At 51.9% G+C, this 24,138-nt stretch carries 19 protein-coding genes and 1 tRNA gene; 14 read left to right on the forward strand and 6 right to left on the reverse strand.

From position 1 onward, the window contains the following. The first annotated feature begins 2 nt into the window (after nt 1–2). The 4 genes from PsAD13_RS13595 (at nt 3) to trpB (ending at nt 5,601) form a co-directional block, all read left to right on the forward strand. Nucleotides 3–845, forward strand: coding sequence for an ABC transporter ATP-binding protein (locus tag PsAD13_RS13595; protein ID WP_057466046.1), 843 nt, complete (start codon nt 3–5; stop codon nt 843–845). Then, complete coding sequence (locus PsAD13_RS13600) at nt 845–1,672, forward strand: dipeptide ABC transporter ATP-binding protein (protein ID WP_057466047.1); 828 nt, start codon at nt 845–847, stop codon at nt 1,670–1,672. Before PsAD13_RS13595 ends, PsAD13_RS13600 begins: the two co-directional genes overlap by 1 nt. Before the next feature lie 424 nt (nt 1,673–2,096). Continuing rightward, entirely contained in the window at nt 2,097–3,680 is a 1,584-nt protein-coding gene (locus PsAD13_RS13605) for an ABC transporter substrate-binding protein (protein WP_063303776.1), read from the forward strand. 703 nt (nt 3,681–4,383) lie between these two features. Further along, nucleotides 4,384–5,601, forward strand: coding sequence for a tryptophan synthase subunit beta (trpB, locus tag PsAD13_RS13610; RefSeq protein ID WP_063288359.1), 1,218 nt, complete (start codon nt 4,384–4,386; stop codon nt 5,599–5,601). A gap of 55 nt (nt 5,602–5,656) precedes the next feature. Here the strand turns inward: trpB and PsAD13_RS13615 are convergent, their stop codons facing one another. The 4 genes from PsAD13_RS13615 to PsAD13_RS13630 all read right to left on the reverse strand — a co-directional run bounded on the left by PsAD13_RS13615 (nt 5,657) and on the right by PsAD13_RS13630 (nt 8,518). Continuing rightward, entirely contained in the window at nt 5,657–5,839 is a 183-nt protein-coding gene (locus tag PsAD13_RS13615; protein WP_057466048.1) for a hypothetical protein, read from the reverse strand. 254 nt (nt 5,840–6,093) lie between these two features. Then, a tRNA-Val gene (locus PsAD13_RS13620) sits at nt 6,094–6,169 on the reverse strand. A 139-nt stretch (nt 6,170–6,308) separates the two neighbouring features. After that, nucleotides 6,309–7,583, reverse strand: a complete 1,275-nt coding sequence (locus PsAD13_RS13625) for an MFS transporter (RefSeq protein ID WP_063293130.1) — start codon at nt 7,581–7,583, stop codon at nt 6,309–6,311. A 251-nt stretch (nt 7,584–7,834) separates the two neighbouring features. Beyond that, nucleotides 7,835–8,518: an HAD-IA family hydrolase gene (locus PsAD13_RS13630; protein ID WP_084404417.1), complete on the reverse strand. Its 684-nt coding sequence runs from the start codon at nt 8,516–8,518 to the stop codon at nt 7,835–7,837. Between the two features lie 238 nt (nt 8,519–8,756). Between PsAD13_RS13630 and rpiA the strand changes: the two genes are divergently transcribed. The 9 genes from rpiA to gltX all read left to right on the forward strand — a co-directional run bounded on the left by rpiA (nt 8,757) and on the right by gltX (nt 19,361). Then, nucleotides 8,757–9,446: a ribose-5-phosphate isomerase RpiA gene (gene rpiA / locus PsAD13_RS13635; protein WP_063293129.1), complete on the forward strand. Its 690-nt coding sequence runs from the start codon at nt 8,757–8,759 to the stop codon at nt 9,444–9,446. A gap of 54 nt (nt 9,447–9,500) precedes the next feature. Beyond that, entirely contained in the window at nt 9,501–10,016 is a 516-nt protein-coding gene (locus PsAD13_RS13640; RefSeq protein WP_057466051.1) for a DUF2059 domain-containing protein, read from the forward strand. A gap of 164 nt (nt 10,017–10,180) precedes the next feature. Beyond that, complete coding sequence (gor, locus tag PsAD13_RS13645) at nt 10,181–11,560, forward strand: glutathione-disulfide reductase (protein WP_063318490.1); 1,380 nt, start codon at nt 10,181–10,183, stop codon at nt 11,558–11,560. Between the two features lie 99 nt (nt 11,561–11,659). Continuing rightward, nucleotides 11,660–12,286: a gamma-glutamylcyclotransferase family protein gene (locus PsAD13_RS13650; protein ID WP_063318491.1), complete on the forward strand. Its 627-nt coding sequence runs from the start codon at nt 11,660–11,662 to the stop codon at nt 12,284–12,286. A 352-nt stretch (nt 12,287–12,638) separates the two neighbouring features. Beyond that, nucleotides 12,639–14,009 carry a 3-deoxy-7-phosphoheptulonate synthase class II gene (locus PsAD13_RS13655; RefSeq protein WP_057466053.1) on the forward strand — a complete coding sequence of 457 codons (1,371 nt, stop codon included), beginning with the start codon at nt 12,639–12,641 and terminating at the stop codon, nt 14,007–14,009. A 164-nt stretch (nt 14,010–14,173) separates the two neighbouring features. Continuing rightward, nucleotides 14,174–14,698 (forward strand): response regulator, encoded by a 525-nt coding sequence (locus PsAD13_RS13660; RefSeq protein WP_208860384.1) that lies wholly within the window; start codon nt 14,174–14,176, stop codon nt 14,696–14,698. A 154-nt stretch (nt 14,699–14,852) separates the two neighbouring features. Continuing rightward, a complete protein-coding gene (locus PsAD13_RS13665) occupies nt 14,853–16,520 on the forward strand; it encodes an NAD+ synthase (protein ID WP_153040893.1) in 1,668 nt (555 codons plus the stop codon). A gap of 124 nt (nt 16,521–16,644) precedes the next feature. Next, nucleotides 16,645–17,865 (forward strand): MFS transporter, encoded by a 1,221-nt coding sequence (locus tag PsAD13_RS13670; protein WP_063318493.1) that lies wholly within the window; start codon nt 16,645–16,647, stop codon nt 17,863–17,865. A gap of 131 nt (nt 17,866–17,996) precedes the next feature. Beyond that, entirely contained in the window at nt 17,997–19,361 is a 1,365-nt protein-coding gene (gene gltX, locus PsAD13_RS13675; protein WP_063318494.1) for a glutamate--tRNA ligase, read from the forward strand. Here gltX and PsAD13_RS13680 read toward each other — a convergent pair. Next, complete coding sequence (locus PsAD13_RS13680) at nt 19,324–20,382, reverse strand: DUF2865 domain-containing protein (protein WP_063318495.1); 1,059 nt, start codon at nt 20,380–20,382, stop codon at nt 19,324–19,326. The two genes, gltX and PsAD13_RS13680, sit on opposite strands and share 38 nt — an antisense overlap. Nucleotides 20,383–20,601: 219 nt before the next feature. On the opposite strand from PsAD13_RS13680, the gene PsAD13_RS13685 reads away from it, so the two are divergent. After that, nucleotides 20,602–21,111 (forward strand): CreA family protein, encoded by a 510-nt coding sequence (locus PsAD13_RS13685; protein WP_063288411.1) that lies wholly within the window; start codon nt 20,602–20,604, stop codon nt 21,109–21,111. Between the two features lie 1,081 nt (nt 21,112–22,192). On the opposite strand, the gene PsAD13_RS13690 is transcribed toward PsAD13_RS13685, so the two are convergent. Then, complete coding sequence (locus tag PsAD13_RS13690) at nt 22,193–24,073, reverse strand: L,D-transpeptidase family protein (RefSeq protein WP_063318496.1); 1,881 nt, start codon at nt 24,071–24,073, stop codon at nt 22,193–22,195. Nucleotides 24,074–24,138 lie beyond the last annotated feature (65 nt).

The raw sequence follows: 24,138 nt of genomic DNA on the forward strand, positions 1-24,138 counted from the left end.
CGATGGCCCTTCTTGAAATTGAAAACTTAACGGTTGAATTCGACACGGTTGATGGACGTTTCCGGGCTCTGGATGGCGTGAGCTATTCCGTTGACGCAGGTGAAGTTCTTGCTGTTGTTGGTGAAAGTGGATCTGGTAAATCTGTAGCCATGTTGGCTGTTATGGGCCTGCTGGCCAACAACGGTCATCTGTGGGCGGACAAGCTGGAGTTCGAAGGCTATGACCTTCTGACCATGTCTGCAAAAAAGCGCCGCGAGATCATTGGTAAAGACATTTCCATGATCTTCCAGGAGCCAATTGCAAGCTTGAATCCATGCTTCACTGTCGGTGCTCAGATTGATGAGACCCTCAAAGAGCACACCAAGCTTAGCAGAACTTCTCGAAGAGAAAGGGCTATTGAATTGCTCGACTCTGTTGGGATGCCTGAGTCCGCGAAGGCGCTGAAAAAATACCCGCACCAGATGTCTGGTGGTCAGTGTCAACGTGTGATGATTGCTATGGCGATTGCGTGTAAGCCAAAGCTGCTGATCGCTGATGAGCCAACAACTGCGCTCGACGTGACCATTCAAAAGCAGATCCTTGATCTGCTCCTTGATCTGCAGAAAGAAAGCGGCATGGGCCTGATCATGATCACTCATGACATGGCAGTGGTTGCTGAAACGGCTGACCGTGTGGTGGTTCAGTACAAAGGCAAGAAGATGGAAGAGTCAGATGTTCTCTCACTCTTTGAAAGCCCGAAGAGCCCGTACACCAAGGCTCTGCTTTCCGCGCTTCCTGAAAACGCAACAGGTGATCGTTTGCCAACGGTCTCTGATTTTCACCTCGGCGATGAAGGAGCTGCATAATGGCTGACGATATCATCCTCGAAGCGCGTAATCTGGTTCGCGAATATCGCACCAAAGAAGGTATCTTTGGAAAAGAGCATGTTAACCGTGCTCTGAAGGGCATCAGCTTTAGTCTGGAACGCGGCAAAACGCTTGCTGTGGTGGGAGAATCCGGCTGTGGCAAGTCCACACTGGCGCGTATCCTGACTTTGATCGATCCGGCAACTGCAGGCGAGCTCCGTATTGAGGGCAACCCGATCGATATCTCAAAGGAAAAGCTGTCCAAGGACATGCGTTCCAAGGTGCAGATCGTGTTCCAGAACCCGTATGGGTCTTTGAACCCGCGCCAGCGTGTTGGTGACGTTCTGACTGAACCTTTGATGATCAACACCACCATGTCTCCAGCCGAGCGCCGCGACAAGGCGATGGAAATGCTGGTCAAGGTCGGTCTTGGTCCTGAGCATTTCAACCGCTATCCGCACATGTTCTCTGGTGGTCAGCGTCAGCGTATTGCGATTGGTCGTGCACTGGTTCTCAACCCGTCACTCCTCATTCTTGATGAGCCTGTTTCAGCGTTGGATCTGTCCGTTCAGGCTCAGATCCTGAACTTGCTGGCAGATTTGCAGGATGAATTCAACCTGACTTACCTGTTCATTTCCCACGATTTGTCTGTAGTGCGCTACATCGCGGACAAGGTCATGGTGATGTATTATGGCGAAGTGGTTGAGTACGGCACGCGCGACGAAGTGTTTGGAAATCCTCAGCATGAGTATACACAGACACTGTTCAACGCGACGCCTCAGGCAGACATCGCTCACATCAAAGCGCGGCTTGCTGCTTCTCACTAAGCTGATTGTGTAGTTTGAAAAATAAAAGGGCGGTTCCCATCGGGGAGCCGCCCTTTGTCATTTCATTAACGATTTTCCCAATTCAGTGCAATGTTGAAACAATTTCTTTGAAAAATGCGCAATTAAGAGGAGATTTTACCGAGAATTACGTATAAGGTACTCCCGTTTGCAGCTGTTGCATATGGGGTGTGCTGGGGAGGACACGATGCAGCGGAGGGGGGCTTATTTTGTGCTCTATCCGCGCTATTTCTTCCTGAAATCATTCTGAACATGGCTTCTTCTTTGAGGAGAGGTTCGTAGGCTTGAGGTGAGCCTGCGGTGTGGCGCTGCAAAATCCTATGAGAAGAACTGCATCAAGCAGCTTCGATAAATGATCAAAGGCCTTGGCTTTTGCATTCACTTTAGGTGATTGGGGACACGAGAAATGAAAAAATCAATTCTTATGGGCAGTGTGTTGGCTGCAACAATGGCGTTTGCTGCACCAAGCATGGCCAAAACACTGGTATACTGCTCAGAAGGTTCTCCTGAGGGCTTCACACCAGCGCTCTACACAGCAGGCACAACATTTGATGCGTCTTCCCGCCAGATCTTCAACAAGCTGGTTGAATTTGAGCGCGGTACAACAAGCATCGCTCCGGCACTGGCTGAAAGCTGGGACGTATCTGAAGATGGTAAGGAATACACCTTCAAGCTGCGTAAGGGCGTAAAATTCCACACCACTAAAGACTTCACTCCAACGCGTGATTTCAACGCGGACGACGTGATCTTCTCCTTCGACCGTCAGGGCAACAAAGAAAACCCATATTTCAGCGTTTCCGGCGGTAATTACGAATACTTCAACGCCATGTCCATGCCTGATCTCATCAAAGAGATCGTGAAGGTAGACGACTACACTGTGAAGTTCGTTCTGACCCGTCCAGAAGCTCCAATGATCGCAAACCTTGCGATGGATTTTGCTTCCATTCACTCTGCTGAATACGCAGAGAAGATGATGGACAATCAGGATGCATTCGATCAGAACCCTGTTGGCACCGGCCCATTCCAGCTGGTTGGTTATCAGAAAGATGCGTTGATCCGCTATAAAGCAAACCCGGACTACTGGGCTGGCAAAGCACCAATCGACAATCTGGTATTCGCGATCACTCCTGATGCGTCCGTGCGCTATCAGAAGCTGAAAGCTGGCGAATGTCACGTAATGCCTTATCCAAACCCAGCTGACATTGCAGCAATGAAGGATGATCCATCGATCAACCTCATGCAGCAGGAAGGCCTGAACGTTGGGTATCTGGCTTACAACACCAAGGTTGCACCGTTTGACAACGTGAAGGTCCGTAAGGCTCTGAACATGGCTGTCAACAAGCAGGCAATTCTGGACGCAGTGTTCCAGGGTGCAGGTAAAGTGGCATCCAACCCAATCCCACCAACTATCTGGTCTTACAACGCTGACCTTCAGGATGACAAGTACGATCCGGTTGCTGCAAAAGCTGCTCTGGAAGCGGAAGGCGTTAAAGATCTGAAGATGAAGATCTGGGCGATGCCTGTTCAGCGTCCTTACAACCCGAACGCACGTCGTATGGCTGAAGTTATTCAGGGCGACTTCGCAAAGGCTGGTGTTGACGTTGAGATCGTTTCCTACGAGTGGGGTGAGTACCTGAAGCGCTCTAAAGAGGTAGACCGTGACGGTGCTGTTCTTCTGGGCTGGACTGGTGACAATGGTGACCCGGACAACTTCCTTGCAGTTCTTCTTGGCTGTGACGGCGTTGGTGGTTCAAACCGCGCTCAATGGTGTAACGCTGAGTTTGAAGACCTGATCCAAAAAGCGAAAGTAACTGCAGACGTTGCTGAGCGTACCAAGCTCTATGAGCAGGCACAGGTGGTCTTCAAGCGTGAAGCTCCATGGGCAACCATCGCTCACTCTGTTGTTTCTGAGCCAGTTTCTGTGAAGGTCGAAAACTACAAGATCGATCCATTCGGTGGTCACATCTTCTACGGCGTTGACCTGAAGTAATTCAGAGTTCTCTCTGGAATGCGAAAAGCCCCGGCCATGTGCTGGGGCTTTTTTGTTTTTGTATGCGGGTGTGTAAAAACTTATCCCCCTGGCTCAAAACCATGCCCATACTAAGCGCATGCCTACGTAACGGGCTGCTGGCGGAGCGACCGTCAGTTTGTCGTAGGTTGGGCGGGGCTATTGGAAGACGTAACGCACCTTTCAGTGGTCCGGTGAACCGAACTTCAAACGTGACCGCATGGTTTGAGGGGAAGGGCCCAGGACTATAGGGTATCACGCGGTGATAGATGCGATGTACCGGCAGTAAAACCTGCTTTTGCAGATGCGTTTGTCAAAGACAGGGGAACTGTTCGGGCATGGAAACGTGTCTGGGTAAGCCATTGTCTTTTCAGGAAACTGACTATCGTGCCTTATAGGCAAAAGAGGCGACGTTGTTCATTATAAGAAAGCCCGGGCAAGGCGTGTAGCCAATGCCGAAGAAACATTACTAACAAACAGCGCAGGTATTGCCTGCCGCCTTGCTCATCCCGGCTTCCGGGAATTCTGTTCCAACACTGCATGGAAGGCCATGCGGTGCTTTAAGTGCTTGTTTATCTGCCAAGAAATCAGTGACTAGTTCCAATTACCAGATGGATTGCCCCGCACGGCTTAAAGTAGCATCAGTCCCATACATATAGATAATGGGCTGGGAGAGCGTGAGCTGATGGACAATTATTTAAAAGAGTTCCCGAACAAAGAAGGCTACTTCGGTGAGTATGGGGGTGCATTCCTGCCGCCTGAGCTGGTGCCTCAGTTCGAAGAGATCGCGAAAGCCTACGAAAAGATCTCTGGCGATGCCTCCTACATCAATGAGCTGCGCTACATCCGCAAGCACTTTCAGGGCCGCCCAACCCCCATCTCGCATGCACGCAACCTGTCCAACCGGATTGGCTCAGGCGCGAACATTTACTTAAAGCGGGAAGACCTGAACCACTCCGGCGCCCACAAACTCAATCACTGCATGGCAGAAGCACTTCTGGCAAAACATATGGGCAAGAAGAAGCTCATTGCAGAAACCGGGGCAGGCCAGCACGGCGTGGCCTTAGCAACAGCTGCAGCTTACTTTGAGCTAGACTGCGAAATTCACATGGGTGAAGTGGACATCGAGAAAGAGCATCCAAATGTCGTCCGCATGCAGTTATTGGGTGCAAAGCTCGTACCGGTTGGTTTCGGCGGTCGCACGCTGAAAGAGGCAGTGGACTCTGCGTTCACATCCTATCTGGAGCAGGCCGATGAGGCGCTGTTCGCAATCGGCTCTGTGGTAGGCCCGCACCCATTCCCGCGTATGGTACGTGACTTCCAGCAGATCGTAGGCATCGAGGCCCGTGAGCAGTTTACCGAGATGACCGGCAATCTGCCAGACCATGCTGTGGCATGTGTTGGTGGCGGCTCAAACGCAATGGGCCTCTTCTCTGGCTTCATTCAGGATAAGTCAGTCAAGTTGCATGGTGTCGAGCCAATGGGCAAAGGGCCTGAGCTTGGACAGCACGCAGCAACCATGACGTTCGGCAAGCCGGGCATGCTCCATGGTTTCAAGTGCCGTGTTCTGGAAGATGAAGCAGGCAACCCTGCGCCAGTGCATTCAATTGCCTCTGGTTTGGACTACCCAGGTGTCGGACCTGAACACTCCTACCTGCATGATATCGGTAAGGTGCACTACAGCTCAGCGACCGATGATGAGACCCTGCAAGCCTTCTGGGCACTCTCGCGTTATGAGGGGATCATTCCTGCACTGGAAAGCTCTCACGCAGTCGCATATGCGATGAAGCTCGCCAAGGAGTGTCCGGGAGAGACAATCCTCGTCAATCTGTCGGGGCGTGGTGATAAGGATCTGGATTATGTCGCCGACAACTTCGGTACAGGCGAAGATCTGAAGATATAAGAAGGACAGAGAAGGGGGCTCGGCTCCCTTTCTTAACACGGATCGAATAGTTTAATCAGGCGTTCCGATTTCGGATCGCGACAAAAGAAGTGTAAGAAACGCCGCCTGCGCCCGAGATAAAGGCTGCAACATCACGTGCCGGGCCGCCATACATCACGGTTTGGAAAACAACCACGAAAAAGAACAGCATCACAGACGCTGCAAAAGTCTTGCCGATAAACAAAAATATCCGGTTCATAGACGTGGTCCTGATCTTTAAAACTGCCCAAATTTCAGAAGCCCATCTTAGAAAAACTGTTTCAGACTTTCAAAGAATTTCTGCTTCAAAACAAAGAGTTGTGATGTGCACCACGAAAACGCCAAGGCACAACATGTTTCTAAACCCTCTGGGGCAATATGGGGAGGCAGAGTGTATGTACAAGGAAAACAACGGAAGAAAATAAAAAAGCCTCCGCGAATAATCGGGAGACTGAAAGCCTTCATAAGAAGGAATGGTGGGCGATGAGAGACTCGAACTCCCGACATCTTCGGTGTAAACGAAGCGCTCTACCAACTGAGCTAATCGCCCCCGCAGGGTGGTACGCCGTGTGGCGTGAGGAGGTGTTTAGGGCCTTTGACGGGTTCTCGCAAGCCCCTGAAGAAACTTTTCCCAAAAGAATTCCAAATATATCGCAGGAGGCGGTCCTGTTGATACCAATGACTTCGCATTACTTATATTTTTCAGAGGGTTGAGCTTGGTGATAACTTGCATAAGGCATGTTACTCACACTTAGGAGTTGTTTACGTGTCGAACGACGAACAAAGAACAGCTTCGCCACATAAAGCCGATACGCAGTGAACAGAGCAAGTGAACCGCTAAGACCAATCAAAATGAGATCAGGCGTCTTGGAACCAAGTACTGGTGCAAGGATACTGATGAGTGTTGGACCTGCAACACTGCCCGCAGCCCAGATGAAAAGCAGATAGGTCGACAACGCAACACTGCTCTCCGGTTTCCGTTCAAATGCGTGTGCCACGCAGATGGATTGCAGCGGGAAGGAGAGACCTCCAAGAACAACCAGCACCAGACCCAGCATGCTCAGCAGATGATAATTACGCAGGAAGCCAGAGTTCCAGCCAGTGAACGGATCAGCAATCAGGAAGGTAACCATGATGACGGTGATCAGTGCAGAAGAACCAAGAATGAGCCATCTGCGATCCATGCGGTCAGCAAGAGAGCCAAACGGCCATTGGAACATCAGGCGGCCAATATAGATCATCGCAATCATAAGAGCTGTGGTGCTGCCTCCAACCCCGGCCTTGGACAGGGAGTAGGGCACAATCGTCAAAAGACTGGTGACAATAGCACCGGAAGCAAAAGCACCCAGCACAGCCACAGGAGACTGAGCCCAAATCTCTTTGAACTTAATGCGCTTGGCTTTGTATGTGCGTGGTGGCACAGAGCGGGTCATGCAGAGCAATACAACAGCTGCAAGCAGTACAGCGCTGAGCAGTTCCAGCATTTGCAAAGGAACCTCGGTGAATTTGGCAACGAAAATCTGTGAGAGAATGGCCATTGCACCAATCACAATGGAGTTCACAGATAAAATACGCCCACGAACTTCGTCTTTGATAGACTCATTCAGCCATGCATCAGCTGTGGCAAACAAAACCGCAAATGCCGCCCCCATGAAGAACCGGAGTACAGTCCAGAAAATGATGCTCTCTGTGTTCTTGAAAAGCAAAACGAGAAGAGCTGTCAAACCAGCAGCGCCAGCAAAGGCTCTGATGTGTCCGATCCGGTTGATCATGCGCACACCACGCATACACCCAACCATAAAACCAAGAGAGTAAGCCCCTGCCACAAGGCCAGCTTGAGAGGCAGAGCCGCCAATGCTGGCGATCTGAAGCGGCAAGCTTGTTAGCAAAGCAGAGCTCGCCAGTTGCGCAAGCGCACTAGCCAGAATGATCGCAAACAGCGAAACGAGTGAAGCTTTAACCATGCAGCCATTGACCTGCACCTGATGTGGCGCAGTGTTCCCGTGTTGATGTTCATTTACTGGAAAACAGAGCTTTCCGATTGACTGAATGTTTCGCAGGGGAATGTGACTGCATTGAGCGAAAAATCGAACCAAGCAGTGATTTATTGATGGGATTTACGTGGGGGAATTGAGACGGATTTGCGGCTGTAAACAAAACTGCCGCCCACTGAACAAACAGGGGCGGCAGAGTATCTTGTATCTATATCAGAGAGTTAGGTCGGTGCGTTCTCAGCACTCAACTCTTTGACTGCCGCTTCCAGCTGATTGTAGTGAGAAATCACCACATCAGGCCCCAGTTCGCGGACAGGAATGTCTGTGTAACCGAAATCCACCGCGATCACGGGCAGGCCAGCGTTACGTGCAGCGCTGATGTCAGCCTTGGAATCGCCAATGAAAATGGAGCCTGCGCGGGAGCCACCGGCAATGTCGATTGCACCAAAGACTGGCATCGCATCCGGCTTGTTCTTGGAGAAGGTGTCTCCGCCCACAACAGCGTCAAACAGGTGTTCCATGTCCATGGCACGAACCAGCGGTTTAGCCAGTTTTTCCAGTTTGTTTGTGCAGATAGCTGTTTTCCAGCCAACAGCTCTCAGCCGCGCAACTGTTTCCAGCGCCTGCGGAAAAGCATGGGTCTTATCTGCAATATGAGTCTCGTAGTAGCGAATAAACTTAGCAAGCAATGGTTCCAGAACTTCATCTGTCACTTCAATCTTGCTCGCCTCGAGCCCACGGCTCATCAGCACTTTCACGCCAGCGCCGACCATTTTCCTGACCCGTTCAGGCTCAATGGCTTCAAACCCGGCTTCTACCAAAACATGATTCATCGACGCTGTGAGGTCTCCCATGGTCTCCAGGAGAGTACCGTCTAGGTCGAAAACCAGAACTGGTGTTGTCATACTTAAGCTCGTTTCTGTTGAGAAAATCCGCGCCACACTACCGAAATTCACCGTGAAGTCAATTTGCGAGGAAAACCTATAGTGTGTTGGGTGGATTGCTGCTTGGCGGGACACACACCTCATGGTAATCAGCAGGAGTTATGTCACAGTAGACCCAAGCGCAATAACTAGGCAGAATTGTTCTTGTCTGTGAACGTTTCCGAACAAGCTTTGGGTCCGGGGAAGAGAAATTAGTCAGATGGCAATGAGTTTGAAGGCGCAGGCCGCAGCTGCAGCACTCAAGGAAGTTAAGCCCGGCATGAAGCTGGGGATAGGTTCTGGATCAACAGTCAATGAACTGATCCGCCTTCTGGCAGAGATGGTGAAGGATGGCTTTGAGATCATCGGCGTGCCAGCCTCATCTTATTCCCAAGCTCTTTGCGACGAGCTTGGAGTGCCGTTGACCACACTGGATGAAACGCCAGTGCTGGATCTGGTTATTGATGGGGCGGACGAAATTGATCCGCAGCTGAACCTTATCAAAGGCGGCGGCGCAGCGCTGCTTCGTGAAAAAATAATTGCGGCTGCTTCCGGAAGCATGCTTGTGATTGCTGATGAGAGCAAAATTGTTGATACCCTCGGAAAGTTCCCGCTTCCCGTGGAGGTTGTTCCGTTCGGGCTTGAGGCCACTCGCCAGATGATGCAAAACAGCTTGGACGCTGAGGGGCTGCAAGGTGAGATGATCCTGCGTATGGCAGGGGAAAAGCCACTTGTAACCGATAACGGCAACTACATTCTTGATTGCCACCTACAGGCAATCAGCAATCCGAAGTCACTAGCAAAACGCCTGGAGGTTATTCCAGGTGTCGTTGAGCACGGGTTGTTTATTGATATGGCAGTGCGGGCCTATGTTGCCGGTACTGATGAAATTCGTGTCTTGGAACCTTAAGCTGTCCCGACAGTCATTTTAGGACAGCTGATTAAAATATAGGGGAGCCATTTTATGCTCGCTAAGTTCAAGTCTGCAGCAATTGCAGGTGTTGCATCACTGGTTGTTGCTGGTGTGCTGATTTCCAGCCCGGTTATGGCTCAGGACAATTCTATTTCTGAAAGCCACATCGAAGCTGCAAAAGCGGCTGTTCGTGCAACAAAATCCATCGAGAACTTCGATAACATCCTTCCAGATGTTGCAGAGCGTACTCGTACCCTGTTTATTCGTTCCAACCCGGCAATGAGTGCTGAGATCGACATCGCTGTGAATGAGGCTGCTGTTGAACTTATCCCGCGCCGTCAGGAGCTGGATCGTGTGATCTACGAAGTTTGGGCTCGTCGCTTCTCTGAAGAGCAGCTCAATGAAATCGCAACCTTCTACAACTCCGACACCGGTAAGCGTCTTGCTGACCTGTCGGGTACGCTATCTGCATTGACGATCGGTGCTGCAAAGCAGTGGAGTGATGCAGTCAGCACCGATATGGTTGCAATTTCACGGAAGAAACTTGCTGAAATGGCTGCTCAATAAGCGATCACGAAATCGCAATCCAAAATGAACAGTTAGATCAGATACGCCCCTTGAAATTTGGGCGTATCTGGCCCAAATCTGAGCCTACGTTTTTATAAGACAAGACCTTAGAGCGTAACGAAACGTCGTTGCATAAGGTTTATTGCAAACGAAAGTGGGCTGTAATGACTAATTTCGACTACGATCTCTTTGTTATTGGGGCCGGTTCTGGCGGCGTACGTGCAGCGCGCATCGCAGCAACCCATGGCGCCCGTGTCGGTATTGCTGAAGAATTTCGCTATGGCGGGACCTGCGTTATCCGCGGCTGTGTTCCCAAAAAACTCTTTGTTTATGCATCGAAATTCACCGAGGAATTCGCAAACGCGGACGGGTATGGCTGGAGCCTGAACGGCACGCCAACCTTCGACTTTGATAAGCTTGTCGAGAATAAAGACAAGGAAATCACCCGTCTGGAAGGCATTTATCGCCGCAACCTGGATAAGTCCGGCGTTGAACTGCACGACAGCCGCGCAGTGATTGAAGGCCCGAATACTGTTCGCTTGCTATCAACTGATCAAGTCATCACAGCTGAACGTATCCTTGTAGCTGTTGGCGCAACGCCGAACGTTGATGCAGGTCTTGTCGGCTGCGAGCATACCATCACATCCAATGAAGCATTCCACCTTTCCGAGTTCCCGAAGCGAACCATTGTTGTCGGTGGCGGTTACATCGCTGTCGAGTTCGCTGGCATCTTCAACGGCATGGGATCTGAGACCACGCTTTTGTATCGCGGTGAAGAAATCCTGCGTGGTTTCGATATGGACGTGCGTACCGGTCTGCATGAGCAGATGGTAGAAAAAGGTATCACCGTCAAAACCAAGTCCACCATTGCATCCATTGAGAAGCATGAGGGCGGTCTGACAGTGACCACCCACGCCGGCGAAGTGATTGAAGCCGATCAGGTGCTTTATGCGATCGGTCGCCGCCCGAACACAGCAGGCCTCGGTCTTGAAGAAGCTGGCGTTGAACTCGACAAAGCAGGTGCAATTGTCGTTACTCCGCAGAGCCAGAGCTCTGTGCTAAGTATCTTTGCTGTGGGCGATGTCACCAACCGTGCCAACTTGACGCCAGTTGCGATCCGTGAAGGCCATGCCTTTGCAGACAGCACCTATGGTGGCAACGAGTGGCATGTCGATCACTCTATGATCCCGACCGCAGTCTTCTCTCAGCCTGAGATTGGTACGGCAGGTCTGACGCAGGAAGAAGCTGAGGCGCGCTTCGACAACATCGATATCTATTCCTCATCCTTCCGTCCGATGAAGAACACCCTTTCTGGCAAACCTGGCAAGATGTTCCTTAAGATGCTGGTGGATGCGGATACCGACAAAATCCTCGGCATTCACATCATGGGTCCAGACTCTGGCGAACTTATCCAGATCATCGGCGTGACCCTGTCCATGGGCGCCACCAAGTCGGACTACGACCGTACCATTGCGGTGCATCCGACTGCTGCAGAAGAATTGGTGACAATGCGCGAACCATCTGAGCGTATCCGCAAGAATTAAACTTTAGTTGACTTCCAAAGAACCGCTGGCCTTTGCTAGCGGTTCTTTTTTGTCCTGCATCTGGAGCAGGGCATCTTTCTCGTTTTGATAGGAATACTCGTGACTGACCTCACACAGGACCAGATTTGCTATTTTGGTTATGGCTCACTCGTAAATGAAGAAACATTGCCCGCAGGCACGACTGTGGTTGCTGGACAGCTGAGTGGCTGGAAGCGGGAATGGCGTGGCTGCTCCAAAGGCAAAGAAGGCAATGGCCGCATGTCAGGCGTTGGTGTCTGCGCATTGGGTGTCCGTCGTGAAGAGGGCTCTGTCATTCGTGGTGCGATTGTGCTTGATACAAAAGCAAACCTGCCTGCGCTGGATAAACGTGAATGGCATTATAACCGCAAATCCCTCAGTGATGATAGTTTCGTGCCCGATTGTGGCAGGCAGATGCCATCAGACACGTTCCTTTATCAGGTGCAGGATCAGTACGCGCACTGGGGCAATGACGAGCACCCAATCCTGCAAAGCTATGTTGACTGCGTCATGGCTGGATTCCATCGCCTGTGGGGTCGTGAAGGTTTATTGCACTTCATGGAAACCACGGACGGCTGGGATCGTGTACCAATTCTAAATGATCGCGCAGAGCCGTTTTATCCGCGTGCTATTGTTCTGTCCAAAGAACTTGCGGGCACGATTGACGATCTGCTGAAATCTGTGAATGCTCAATATTTAAATCGCTGAAATTAGGTTCATGGTTCGCGAGTGTGAACGCTTCATGTATCTTTACACAAGTGTTCATCTGCGATCTTGAAGGGTGCTTTGAAATAATTATCTATCAAGATCTAATTTATTAGAACATAGTAGCTCTAAAGCAGATTGGTTTGATGGATTCTCATAGGGCCTGATTTTTTTGAGGTATCCTCAACCTACAGCGATAAAACAACGTATACGTCCCCCTAGTCAGATAAACGGGCTGCGTGTATAAGCCTTTCTGGGCTTTTGTCTCATGATGAGAACAGCTCAAAGAATTAACGCTGCCAAAGAGAGGCGCATAGGGCGCGCTGGCAGCATTCCGTATTGATGGAGTTTTAAAATGGCGGACAAATGGACACCGGATTCCTGGCGATCAAAACCGATCGTGCAGGTACCGGACTATCCAGATAAGGAAGCAGTGGCAGACGTTGAAAGTCGCCTAGCAACTTATCCGCCGCTCGTGTTTGCAGGTGAGGCGCGCAAGTTGAAAGCGCAGCTCGCTGATGTTGCCGAGGGGCGTGGATTCCTCTTGCAAGGTGGTGATTGTGCGGAGAGCTTTGCAGAGCATCACGCTGATCACATTCGCGACTTTTTTAGAGCATTCCTGCAAATGGCCGTGGCGCTCACTTATGGTGCGCAGCAGCCAGTTGTAAAAGTGGGCCGTATTGCTGGTCAGTTTGCAAAACCGCGTTCTTCCAATATTGAGAAGAAGGGCGATATTGAACTGCCAAGCTACCGTGGTGACATCATCAACGGTATCGAGTTCAACGAAGACTCTCGTATTCCAGACCCTGAGCGTCAGGTGAAAGCCTACCGTCAGTCTGCTGCGACGTTGAACCTGATCCGTGCGTTCGCGCAAGGTGGCTTTGCCAATCTGGATCACGTCCATCAGTGGATGCTCGGCTTCGTAAAAGACAGCCCGCAGGCACATCGTTATCAGGAAATGGCCGATCGTATTTCCGACGCTGTCTCCTTCATGCGTGCTTGCGGTGTTGATCCCGACAATACACCACAGCTGCGTTCCACCGATTTCTTCACCAGCCATGAAGCATTGCTTCTGGGCTACGAGGAAGCGCTGACACGCATCGATTCCACCACTGGCGAATGTTACGCAACATCCGGCCATATGCTCTGGATCGGTGATCGTACGCGTCAGTTGGATCATGCACATGTTGAATTCTTCCGTGGCATCAAGAACCCGATTGGCCTCAAATGTGGTCCATCTCTTGATCCTGAAGAGCTGATCAAGCTGATCGACGTTCTGAACCCTGAAAACGAAGCTGGTCGTCTGACACTGATCACCCGTTTCGGCCAGGACAAGGTGTTCGAACATCTTCCAGCTATGGTACGTGCTGTTGAGCGTGAGGGTAAGAAAGTTGTTTGGTCTTGTGACCCGATGCACGGAAATACCATCACTGCAAATGGATACAAAACACGTCCGTTTGAGCGTATTCTGCGTGAAGTAGAAGCATTCTTCGCGGTACACCGCGCTGAAGGCACTCATGCAGGTGGTGTTCACGTCGAAATGACTGGCCGTAATGTGACCGAATGTACCGGTGGTGCACGCGCACTGTCCGCAGAACAACTCGGTGATCGTTACCACACCCATTGCGATCCTCGCCTCAATGCGGATCAGGCTCTGGAGCTGGCGTTCAAAATCGCAGAGAACCTCAGAAAAGAATCTGATACACGCCTTGCAGTGAACACTTAACTCTATCTAGAGTATCATATGATGATCAGGGGTTGCACATTGTGCAGCCCCTCTTTTTTTGATAAATATTTATATGCGAAGCACATAGAAAATTGGAACTATGTGCCTCCTGCCTTTCGCTGCCCGATGTTTTTCTAGGTTTTTTCGCCCTCAGGGAGAGTTTGTTGCTTCAGAGCGATTCTTTGTTGTCTGGCTATTCAATCCTTATTGTGGATGACAACAACTACATGCGTTCCATCTTGCGCACTATGATCTCCGGCTTTGGCGTGCGTTCCATCTACGAAGCAGGCGACGGGGCCGACGCGATCGCAATTCTGCTCGATCGCAGGCCTGATATTGTGCTGTGCGACTGGATCATGCACCCGATTGATGGCAATGACTTCCTCCGTATTCTCAGGCAGGACGAAGATTCTGAAATTGCCAAGACCCCGGTAATCGTCATCACGGCTGATTCCCGCCGTTCCGTTGTTGTGGCGGCGCGCAATGCTGGCGTAAATTACTTCCTTGCCAAACCAATCGCGCCCGCAATTCTGTATGATCGCCTGAAGGCCATCGTGATGCAGGGGGATGAGCCTATTCAGGCCAGGGACATGGCACAGATGCCAATGGGTACAAGGTTGCAACAGCATCTGGACCTCATGGCGAAGGCGAAAGATTCTGGGCAGGTGAAGAAGAAGTCGTCAGATTGATTTTCACCCTGTGAATCCTTTCCTCAACCGTCAACTATGTGATGGATCGACTTTTCTCTGCTACAAAAACGCGGTACACGAGAATCAAAGCTATTAAAGCTCGAAGCAAACAGGGCCACCCCTTCCATCCACTAAAGCCTTTGAAGTTTATATGATGATTAAAGACCAGTTCCGTTTGGCCGTCGTACAGGCCAACCCTTGCCTTGGTGATATCTCCGGTAATGCTGAGAAAGTGCGTCATCACCGAAAGCTAGCCGCCGAACAAGGCGCTGATCTGGTTTTGTATTCTGAGCTGTTTCTGGCTGGTTATCCGCCAGAGGATCTGGTCTTGAAGCCAGCCTTCGTAGCTGCCTGTAAGCGTGAACTGGAAGGCTTGGCCAAAGAAACGGCTGATGGTGGTCCCGCACTGCTCGTTGGCCTCCCATGGGCCGAAGAGGATAAGCTCTACAACGCCGTCGCACTGCTCGACAACGGCAACATTGAGGGCCTGCGTTACAAGGTCGATCTGCCAAACTATGGCGTTTTCGATGAAAAGCGTGTCTTTGATGCTGGGCCCAATCCGGGGCCGATGAATTTCCGTGGTATACGCATTGGCGTTCCGATTTGTGAAGACACATGGTCCGATGAGGTTTGCGAATGTCTGGAAGAGACAGGCGCTGAAATTCTGCTGGTTCCAAATGCTTCGCCATACAACCGCGATAAAATTGATGAGCGCATGCAGATCATGCTCTCTCGTGTTGTCGAAACGGGCCTTCCGCTCGTGTATTGCAATCAGGTTGGTGGTCAGGATGAGCTCGTGTTTGATGGCGCATCCTTCGCCCTCAATCATGATCGCTCATTGGTGATGCAACTCGGTCAATTCACCGAGGAAACAGATTACCTCGACTTCAATAAAGATGCAGAAGGTCTGTGGTTCGCAAAACCAACTCGCATCGTTCCAATGCCAGATACACAGGAAGCAGACTGGCTTGCGTGTGTCCTTGGCCTCAAAGACTACGTGAATAAAAACGGCTTCCCGGGCGTTGTACTTGGCCTGTCCGGCGGTATTGATAGTGCGATCTGTGCGGCCATGGCCGTTGACGCTCTGGGCGCTGATCGTGTTCACTGCATCATGCTACCATACCGCTACACCTCCGAGGAAAGCATCAAGGACGCCAAGGCCTGCGCGGATGCACTTGGGGTGAAGTACGATACCATTCCAATCGCAGAGCCTGTCGAGGGCTTCCAGCAGACGCTGGCTGGCGTATTTGCCGGCACTGAGAGCGGTATCACCGAGGAAAATCTCCAGTCCCGTTCTCGCGGTGTCATCCTTATGGCTGTTTCCAACAAATTCGGCTCCATGGTTGTGACCACCGGCAACAAGTCAGAAATGTCTGTCGGCTACGCCACCCTTTATGGGGATATGAATGGCGGCTTCAACCCGATCAAGGATCTTTACAAGACCGAGGTTTATCGTCTGTCTGACTGGCGCAACAAAAACCATCCGGCAGGTGTTATGGGGCCGGCGGGTGAGGTGATCCCGAACAACATCATCGTCAAAGCGCCAACAGCTGAGCTGCGTGAAAATCAGACCGATCAGGACAGCTTGCCAGAGTACGATGTTCTGGATGACATCCTGCATTGTCTCGTTGAAAAAGAGTTGAGCCTTGACGAGATCGCCAAGCGCGGCCACTCTGTAGGAACCATCCATCGAGTCGAACACCTTCTTTACATCGCAGAGTACAAGCGTCGTCAGGCTGCGCCGGGTGTTAAAATCACACTAAAGAACTTTGGGCGCGATCGTCGCTACCCAATCACCAACCGTTTCCGGGATCGAACCTAGAACCACACGCGGCTTGAGATCTTACTTTAAGAACAAGCAAGCCGCGCTCTGGACTTGATCTCTGGTGCTCAGGCAAGCATCACGCCTTGCCTGAATCACTTTCTACGCTTTTTAGGTTAAGTCTATGACTTTCTTCCAATTTCTCCAGCGCAACCTGCGCTGGGTCGCGGGCGGGTTTCTGCTCGGGTTTGGCTCCAGCTTTGGTCAAACCTTCTTCATCGCGCAATTTTCCTCCCAGATCCGTGAGACCTATAGCCTCTCTCACGGTGATTTCGGCTCAATTTACATGTTCGCGACACTGGCAAGTGCTGCAACGCTCATCTACTTGGGCAGGATAGTCGATTATTATCGCCCTGTGGTCGTCGGGTGTGCTGCAATTATTATTCTTGCCGGATTCAGTTTCTTAATGAGCTGGCATAACTCCATCATATTACTTGCAATTTGCCTCTATGGCCTACGCCTGTTCGGGCAGGGCATGCTCCCCCATACTTCGCAGACAGCCATGTCGCGCTGGTTTCATGGCTCCAGAGGGAAGGCACTCAGCCTGGCCTCCTTTGGCAACATGGCAGGCGAAGCGCTTTTGCCATTGGCCGCTGTCTCGCTCATGGTCGCATTCTCATGGCGGGATCTTTGGTCCGTTGCGGGCATAACGCTTCTCGTCTTCTTCCTTCCTCTGGCTTATCTGACCCTCAAGAAAGACCGGACACCGGAAAACCCGCTTGAGTCTTCAGGCTCAAATGGTCCTGCTGTGAGCTGGACCAGAAAGCAGGTGATGTCTGACTGGCGGTTCTGGGTGGTTATGACAGCCGTGCTCGCTGTGCCGTTTCTTGTCACGGGCCTCATGTTCCATCAGGTCCACTTCATGGAAGCAAAGGGCTGGGCACGGACTGTGATCCCATCCTATCTGCCACTCTATGCAGCGGCTGGTGCTGTGTTCTCTATGACTGCTGGTATGTTGATTGACCGTTTCTCTGCCGTCTCATTGCTCCCGCTTTCTGTTATTCCTCTTGGTGTGAGTGTGCTCGTGTTTGCCTTTGGCGGCGAAGAGTACTTTGTGCCGATTGCGATGATCATCCTCGCCATAACCGTTGGCTCCTGGGGGGCGATTGCCTCTGCTGTTCTGGCCGAACTTTATGGAACAGCTCATCTGGGGTCCATCCGTGCAGTATATTCCGCCATGATGGTCTTCGCCTCCGCGCTGGCTCCCGGACTGATGGGCGTTCTGCTGGATAACGGTATTGAGCTGGACACTCAGTTTGCATTCTCCAGCCTCTATTGCTTCGGCCTGGGCCTGGTTTTGTTTGCCGTAAAGCCGCAGCTGATGCTGGTTCGTTCTCCAGCTTGAATTCAGCAAAAGCCGGTAACTGAACCTAAAACCCGAGATATTCCGTAGGTATCGGAGATTGGCTGGTTGACCCGTACCAGCCAACGCGATACCCGAGTGTCAAACTTGTTTATTGATGAGAAGGCTCAGCCATGAGTGTTACTGTTCGCTTCGCGCCATCTCCGACTGGCCACATCCATATCGGCAATGTGCGCCCGGCGCTTTTCAACTATCTCTTTGCTAAAAAGCAGGGCGGCAATTTCGTTCTGCGCTATGACGATACCGACGTGCAACGCTCCAAAGAAGAGTATGCAGTGGGCATTGCCGAAGATCTGAAGTGGCTGGGTATCAACCCTGATCGCGTGGAAAAACAATCCGAGCGGTTTGCATTGTATGATGTAGCAGCTGCCAAGCTGAAAGACGCAGGCCTCCTGTACCCATGCTACGAGACGCCGGAAGAGCTGGAACGCCGCCGTAACCGTGCACGTGCTCTGGGCCGTCCTCCTGTTTACGATCGTGCTGGCCTGAAGCTCACGGATGAGCAGATCGCTGAATATGAAGCAGAAGGCCGCAAACCACACTGGCGCTTCAAACTGCCAAACCATGCAGAAAATGATGCATTCTCCACTGTCAGAACAGAAGTGCACTGGGATGATGTGATCCGTGGTCGTCAGACCGTTGATCTTGCCTCCCTGTCTGATCCTGTGCTGATCCGTGCAGATGGAACCTACCTCTACACGCTGCCATCCATCGTGGATGATGCGGATATGGGCATCACGCACGTCATTCGCGGGGAAGACCACATTGCCAATACTGGTGTTCAGATTGCCATATTCCAGGCATTGGGGGCACAAGTTCCTGAGTTTGGTCACCACAACCTGCTGACCACTGCCTCAGGTGAGGGGCTCTCCAAACGCTCTGGCGCCCTGTCTATCCGCTCACTGCGGGAAGAGGGCTATGAGCCAATGGCAGTCTGCTCCCTTGCAGTGCTGACAGGCACCAGCCACGCAGTTGAACCTGCTCCAACCATGGAAGCTCTGGCAGACATGCTCGACTTCTCTGGCATCTCCAAGTCAGCTGCAAAGTTTGACCCGGAAGATGTGGGTCACCTGACTGCAAAACTCGTCCATGCCATGAGCTTTGCTGATGTCGCCGACCGCCTGAAAGCAGATGGCGTTGAAGGGGATGACGCGTTCTGGGCAGCCGTTAAAGAGAATTGCTCCACCGTAAGCGATGCGAAAAAATGGTGGGAGCTGATCGTTGGGTCCGCCACGCCAGACATTGCCGAGGAAGACAAGGACTTCATCGCTCAGGCCAAGGCTCTGCTGCCGCAAAAGCCATGGACCGAGGAAACATGGGGCGAGTGGACCAAAGCTGTCAAAGCCGAGACAGGCCGCAAAGGCAAAGGTCTGTTTATGCCACTGCGCAAGGCAATCACAGGTCTGGCACACGGTCCAGACCTGAAGAACATGCTACCTCTTATCGGTCGGGAAAAAACTTTGGACCGACTTTCCTGATAGGGCCTGTGCGCGGTTCAACCTCGCGCGGCACAAATTTCTTCTGAACAAGTGGAGGCTCGGAGATATCACTCTGGGCCTCTGTTGCATCTACGGTCTGACGCAGCTCACTCTGGTTCGGAATGGCAGGGTATGTTGCTGTTGCACCCGGTGTCAGATCTTCCAGCTGATTACCCGGAAGTGCCTGCTCCAGAGGTGGGATCGCAGGTGTCGGCTCCAGATTGCCAGGCTGACCACCCGCTGCATCACAGGAACAGGCCGGGTTATTCTGTTGTCTGAACAGATAGGCATTGGCAAGCGACGTATAAGGCGCACCGGACAAAGACCGCATCTGGGCAGGTGTTTCCTGAGGAACCTGGAAGACATACAGCTCAGTGTCCTGACTTGGACACAGTGCCTGACAAATCTCTCCATCTTCCGCCAGATCTTCCGCACTGGAATTCGGATTGATCGGGAAGTAGTAGCCATCACACTTGCGCACGCACATGGTCGCATATTGCTGACCACCAGAGGAGAAACCAGCGGTCGAACGAGGCTCCAGCTGCAAAGGCTGATTGGCCTGCGCTGGTGGCGGTGTCAGTGGTTGGATTTGCTGGTCAGAACGATCAGAACAATTAAGATCAACCAGCGCCTGCTTCACTTCAGTAAGCCGGTCCTGCAAAACGCTGGAATACAGTTCCTGCTGTCTCTGACTGTCCAGATAGGTCAGATTCTCATTCATCTGCTGAAGAGAGGAGCTCAGCTGCTGACATTGTGCAGGACCAAAAGAGCCATCACAGCCGAAGTTGGACATCTGAAATTGTACGTTGCGGATATGAACCAGCTGCTCTTCATAGGCCGTTTGCCAGCTGTTGGAGCTGCCATTGCTTTCGACCTGCTCAGAAAGTTCGATAAACTCCGTCTCAAGCCTGTCGCACACCTGAGGGCGTGCAAACGCACTGCCGGTCCAAATAAGGGAGGCGCCAAGGGCAAGAGCCACGGCTGCGCATGAGTGCGCGAAGGGGAGTCTGGAAATGGTCATAGCCCGCAATACTGGTTTCCTCAGAGAAATCTTAGAGATAAGCTATTCTATGGCCTTATTGGGGCAAAACCAACGGATTCCGGTAGGTTTTACAAAATTCTCTGGTTCTCTTGCTGGTAGTTGCCAAAAAACCTCCTATATCGGGAGTGATTTGATTTGTTCTTTTGAAAATGGAGGGGAGCCGTGCAGATCTCTGCGCTTGGAAAATCAGTCCTGAAAATGGTGAGCACCGCGACGGTCGTTCTTGGAGTAACGCTGGGGATGCTTGGCACCGCTGCACAGGCACAGGAGCCGGATCTGATCTTCAAGAAGTCAACCGTCTGGAAGTTCCTGAGCCCGGACCACAAGCTGGCGACCTATGCACTGGATGACCCGGAAGTAGAGGGGGTCGCCTGTCATTTCACCGTTCCTGAAAAAGGTGGCTTCTCCGGATGGCTCGGACTGGAAGAAGAAACCTCCGATGTCTCATTGGCCTGCCGTCAGGTTGGACCCATCAAGTTCAAAAGCAAGTTTGAGCAAGGCGATGAAGTCTACCGCCAGAGCCGGTCCCTGTTCTTCAAAAAAATGCGCATTGTCCGTGGCTGTGACGCAAAGCGAAACGTGCTGGTCTATCTGGTCTATTCCGACAAGCTCGTAGAAGGCAGTCCTAAGAACTCTACGTCTACCGTACCGATTATGCCGTGGGGCGATCAGGTTCCGGAAAAGTGTGCTGACTATCTGGATGACTAAAGCCTGTTTCTGAAAAGCGGCTCCGGTTTTCGGATAAGAATACGCGTAGATTTGACATCTGCGCCTCAAGCACTTTGAGCACCGCTGGGCAATCCCGGCGGTGTTTGTGTTTGAGGATCCCGTTAAACGGGTGGAGCAAGGCGAACAGGCTTTGCCTGCGCTACTTGTTAGATATGTTTCTTCGGCATCAGCTGTTCGCCTCGCCCGGGCCTTTTATCATGAACACGCGGGCTCCCTCTCGGACAGACGTGAATGACACGTTCCCGTGTCACTGACAGGTTTCCCTGTCATCGACAATTTCTTGTCACCACCGGACGCCCTCCGGAACGACCCCAAACTCCCTACTACCACTGTGGTCTCAATAGGGTATGGCGCTTCACCGGACCTCCTGACACGATACGTTACCTCGTACCAGCAGCCCAACCCCACCCACGCCGCGGAATGGACGGTCCACTCCTGCCCGAATGCGTGGGCACAAGACACAGAGTAAGGCAGCTTTTAGGTGAGGGGGATAAGTTTTGTAAGGCGTAGGCGGTTACCCCAAGTCGTCATCCCGTGCAAGCGAAGCGCGATGCGGGAACCAGCTTCCCACCTCGTCACGTATAGCACTGAATACCGGATCTCCGCGTCGCTCCATCCGGCATGACGGCAAGAGGCACTGCCGCTTGAAGTGCTGCCCCACAGAGCCGCCACCGTCATCCCAACATCACCTTGCCAAAAACACAAAACGACCAGCTTGCCGATTTAACTCTTTTAGATGAGTGATATTCACGCAAAGAAAAAGGCAGCGCCAAGCGCTGCCCTTAGATTTTTGGGAACTCTCGATTTCGTCAGCACCATCTGAATCGATGGGTATGAACTCATGCAGAGTTCATAAACAAGTAAACCGCAAGGAAAATGATCGGGCTTGAGATAGCACTTGCCACAATCATTGCACCCATAGCCTGCTTCAGCATAATCAACCCCCGTTTGAATTATGAAATGCAGTTCTATTGGGGATATATTAGCACAGCTAATTCAAATATGCACTATTAACCATATCCCTGATAAGGGACGTGGCAATTTGCGCATATTTGTCAGGTCAGTAAGTTGAGGCCATCTTTATCTTGAATGCATCTTGCGAGGTGAGCAGAGCCTCCAGAATCGCTTTGTCCTGCTTGTAGATGTCTTCCCGGAACTGAAGTTCCCCATCATCTCCGGCAAAAGCTGTGTAGTAGCGCAGATGCACTGGCACGGTCTCTTTCAGTTTCAGGCGAACGGTTTTGCCCCGGGCGCGCAGCTTCTCCATCTTTGCGCGGCTATGGCCGGAACCGGAAAGCAGCACCTCCCCGAATGTAAATGGATCCTGCACCCGGATGCAGCCATGGCTAAACGCACGCTGATCCTTGTTAAACAAGCGCTTGGACGGTGTGTCGTGCAGATAGATATTATGCTTGTTCGGGAACATGTACTTCACCGCACCGAGAGCGTTTTTCCGTCCAGCCTTCTGGCGGAGCTGATACCCGAACCTACGTTTGCTGACCGCATTCCAGTTGATCGCTGTCGGATCAACCCGGCGGCCATTCTTGTAAACATTGATCCCGCTGCCAGACAAGGCAGACGCATTCTTGCGCAGCTTGGGTAGGTACTCGTTGGTGGCAATGGACCATGGCACCCCCCAGGTGGGATTGATCTCTGCATACTCAAAAGTATCAGAGAACAAAGGCGTGGCATGGCGAGGCTTGCCTACCACCGTGCGGGTTTCATAAAGCACGTCCGTGCCTTCCATCACCCGAACAATCTGTTCAGCCACGTTGACTTTTACATAGCGGCCAGAAGGAAGCGGATCATCCCAGCGCATGCGCTCCAGATTAACAAGGATTTGATCGCGGCGGTCTGTAAGTGAGGCATTCAATGCTGCCCGGGTCTTCTTGCCAACAACCCCATCCACACTCAGACCGTGACGCTTTTGGAAGCTTTTTACGAGCGCGACCATGTCATCATTGTAATAGGCGGGTGCCACCTCTTGCTCGCTCGTTCCGGAGTATCCGGAATAGTAGGGTGCATAGCCCTCGGCTTGTAGGCGTTTCTCCAGCTGCGAAATCCGTGCGCCTGTGTCACCGGGCCGGATGCTCGGGCCATCTTCGATGTAGACAGGGTAATCAGAGGTGAGGGCCGCGTTATATCGGGCCAGCTGGTCTTTCAAAAGATCGTAGGACGGGGCCTCTGGCTCAAGGCTGGCAAACAACTGCTCAACAGACCGGGTTTCTTCCAGCTGAGTAAGCATGTCATTCAGCTTTGGAACCTGCGGGGTGATAAATACATTCTTCAGCACCTTAGTCGGGCGCACAACGCCGCCAGCAAGGTGGGCGCCGTAACTGGCAAAAACGTGGGTCAGCTGCAGTTCAACAACAGCGATCTCACGTAAAGTGGCCGTTGCGTTGGACGCTTCCATCACATCCAGAATGGAAGCCAGCTGCCGGACACCATAGGCTTGCGGATCAAGCCCATGGGTTGGGGCCTTGCGAATCTCGTCAATCAAACGGTTGGCAAGCGGCGTCAAAGACTGGTCTTCAAACCAGACAGGGCGGAAGTTGCGTAAGGAGTAAGCCTCTGCCAGGGCATCCACTTGCCGCGAACTAAAACCAGCTTGCTCGATTTCATCTTCAGAAAAGATCAGATCCCGGATGGTTTGCTCCAACTCAGACAGCTCTGACAGGGATGGATCCAGAACCTGTCCGGCAGGTCCGGTGAGATCCGGAGCTTGCAGCTCGTTTTCTGGCAGGACTAAGGGATCAATGTCCGGCAGTACAAGATTGTCCGGGGAAGGCGTGTCAGCTGGTGGTGAGGCCGCAGTCTCATTAAAATTCAGCGGGTCTATAGGGTTCACAGAGGAGGTGGCATTACCGGTCGCACTTGAAGGCGAACTCATTCCAATCAGACTTGCAGCGACAACGGTGGCACAGATACTCTTGTGAGACACGTTTTACTTCCCTGTTTTTTCTTAGCTTTCCCTTAGAATTGCATCTTCGGGTAGAAATTTTGTAT

The organism is Pseudovibrio sp. Ad13 (assembly GCF_001623225.1).
GTDB lineage: Bacteria > Pseudomonadota > Alphaproteobacteria > Rhizobiales > Stappiaceae > Pseudovibrio.

Coding starts and splice junctions, on each gene's coding strand:
- PsAD13_RS13595 (WP_057466046.1), top strand. CDS start 3: ATGGCCCTTCTTGAAATTGAAAACTTAACGGTTGAATTCGACACGGTT.
- PsAD13_RS13600 (WP_057466047.1), top strand. CDS start 845: ATGGCTGACGATATCATCCTCGAAGCGCGTAATCTGGTTCGCGAATAT.
- PsAD13_RS13605 (WP_063303776.1), top strand. CDS start 2,097: ATGAAAAAATCAATTCTTATGGGCAGTGTGTTGGCTGCAACAATGGCG.
- trpB (WP_063288359.1), top strand. CDS start 4,384: ATGGACAATTATTTAAAAGAGTTCCCGAACAAAGAAGGCTACTTCGGT.
- PsAD13_RS13615 (WP_057466048.1), bottom strand. CDS start 5,839: ATGAACCGGATATTTTTGTTTATCGGCAAGACTTTTGCAGCGTCTGTG.
- PsAD13_RS13625 (WP_063293130.1), bottom strand. CDS start 7,583: ATGGTTAAAGCTTCACTCGTTTCGCTGTTTGCGATCATTCTGGCTAGT.
- PsAD13_RS13630 (WP_084404417.1), bottom strand. CDS start 8,518: ATGACAACACCAGTTCTGGTTTTCGACCTAGACGGTACTCTCCTGGAG.
- rpiA (WP_063293129.1), top strand. CDS start 8,757: ATGGCAATGAGTTTGAAGGCGCAGGCCGCAGCTGCAGCACTCAAGGAA.
- PsAD13_RS13640 (WP_057466051.1), top strand. CDS start 9,501: ATGCTCGCTAAGTTCAAGTCTGCAGCAATTGCAGGTGTTGCATCACTG.
- gor (WP_063318490.1), top strand. CDS start 10,181: ATGACTAATTTCGACTACGATCTCTTTGTTATTGGGGCCGGTTCTGGC.
- PsAD13_RS13655 (WP_057466053.1), top strand. CDS start 12,639: ATGGCGGACAAATGGACACCGGATTCCTGGCGATCAAAACCGATCGTG.
- PsAD13_RS13665 (WP_153040893.1), top strand. CDS start 14,853: ATGATTAAAGACCAGTTCCGTTTGGCCGTCGTACAGGCCAACCCTTGC.
- PsAD13_RS13670 (WP_063318493.1), top strand. CDS start 16,645: ATGACTTTCTTCCAATTTCTCCAGCGCAACCTGCGCTGGGTCGCGGGC.
- gltX (WP_063318494.1), top strand. CDS start 17,997: ATGAGTGTTACTGTTCGCTTCGCGCCATCTCCGACTGGCCACATCCAT.
- PsAD13_RS13680 (WP_063318495.1), bottom strand. CDS start 20,382: ATGACCATTTCCAGACTCCCCTTCGCGCACTCATGCGCAGCCGTGGCT.
- PsAD13_RS13685 (WP_063288411.1), top strand. CDS start 20,602: ATGGTGAGCACCGCGACGGTCGTTCTTGGAGTAACGCTGGGGATGCTT.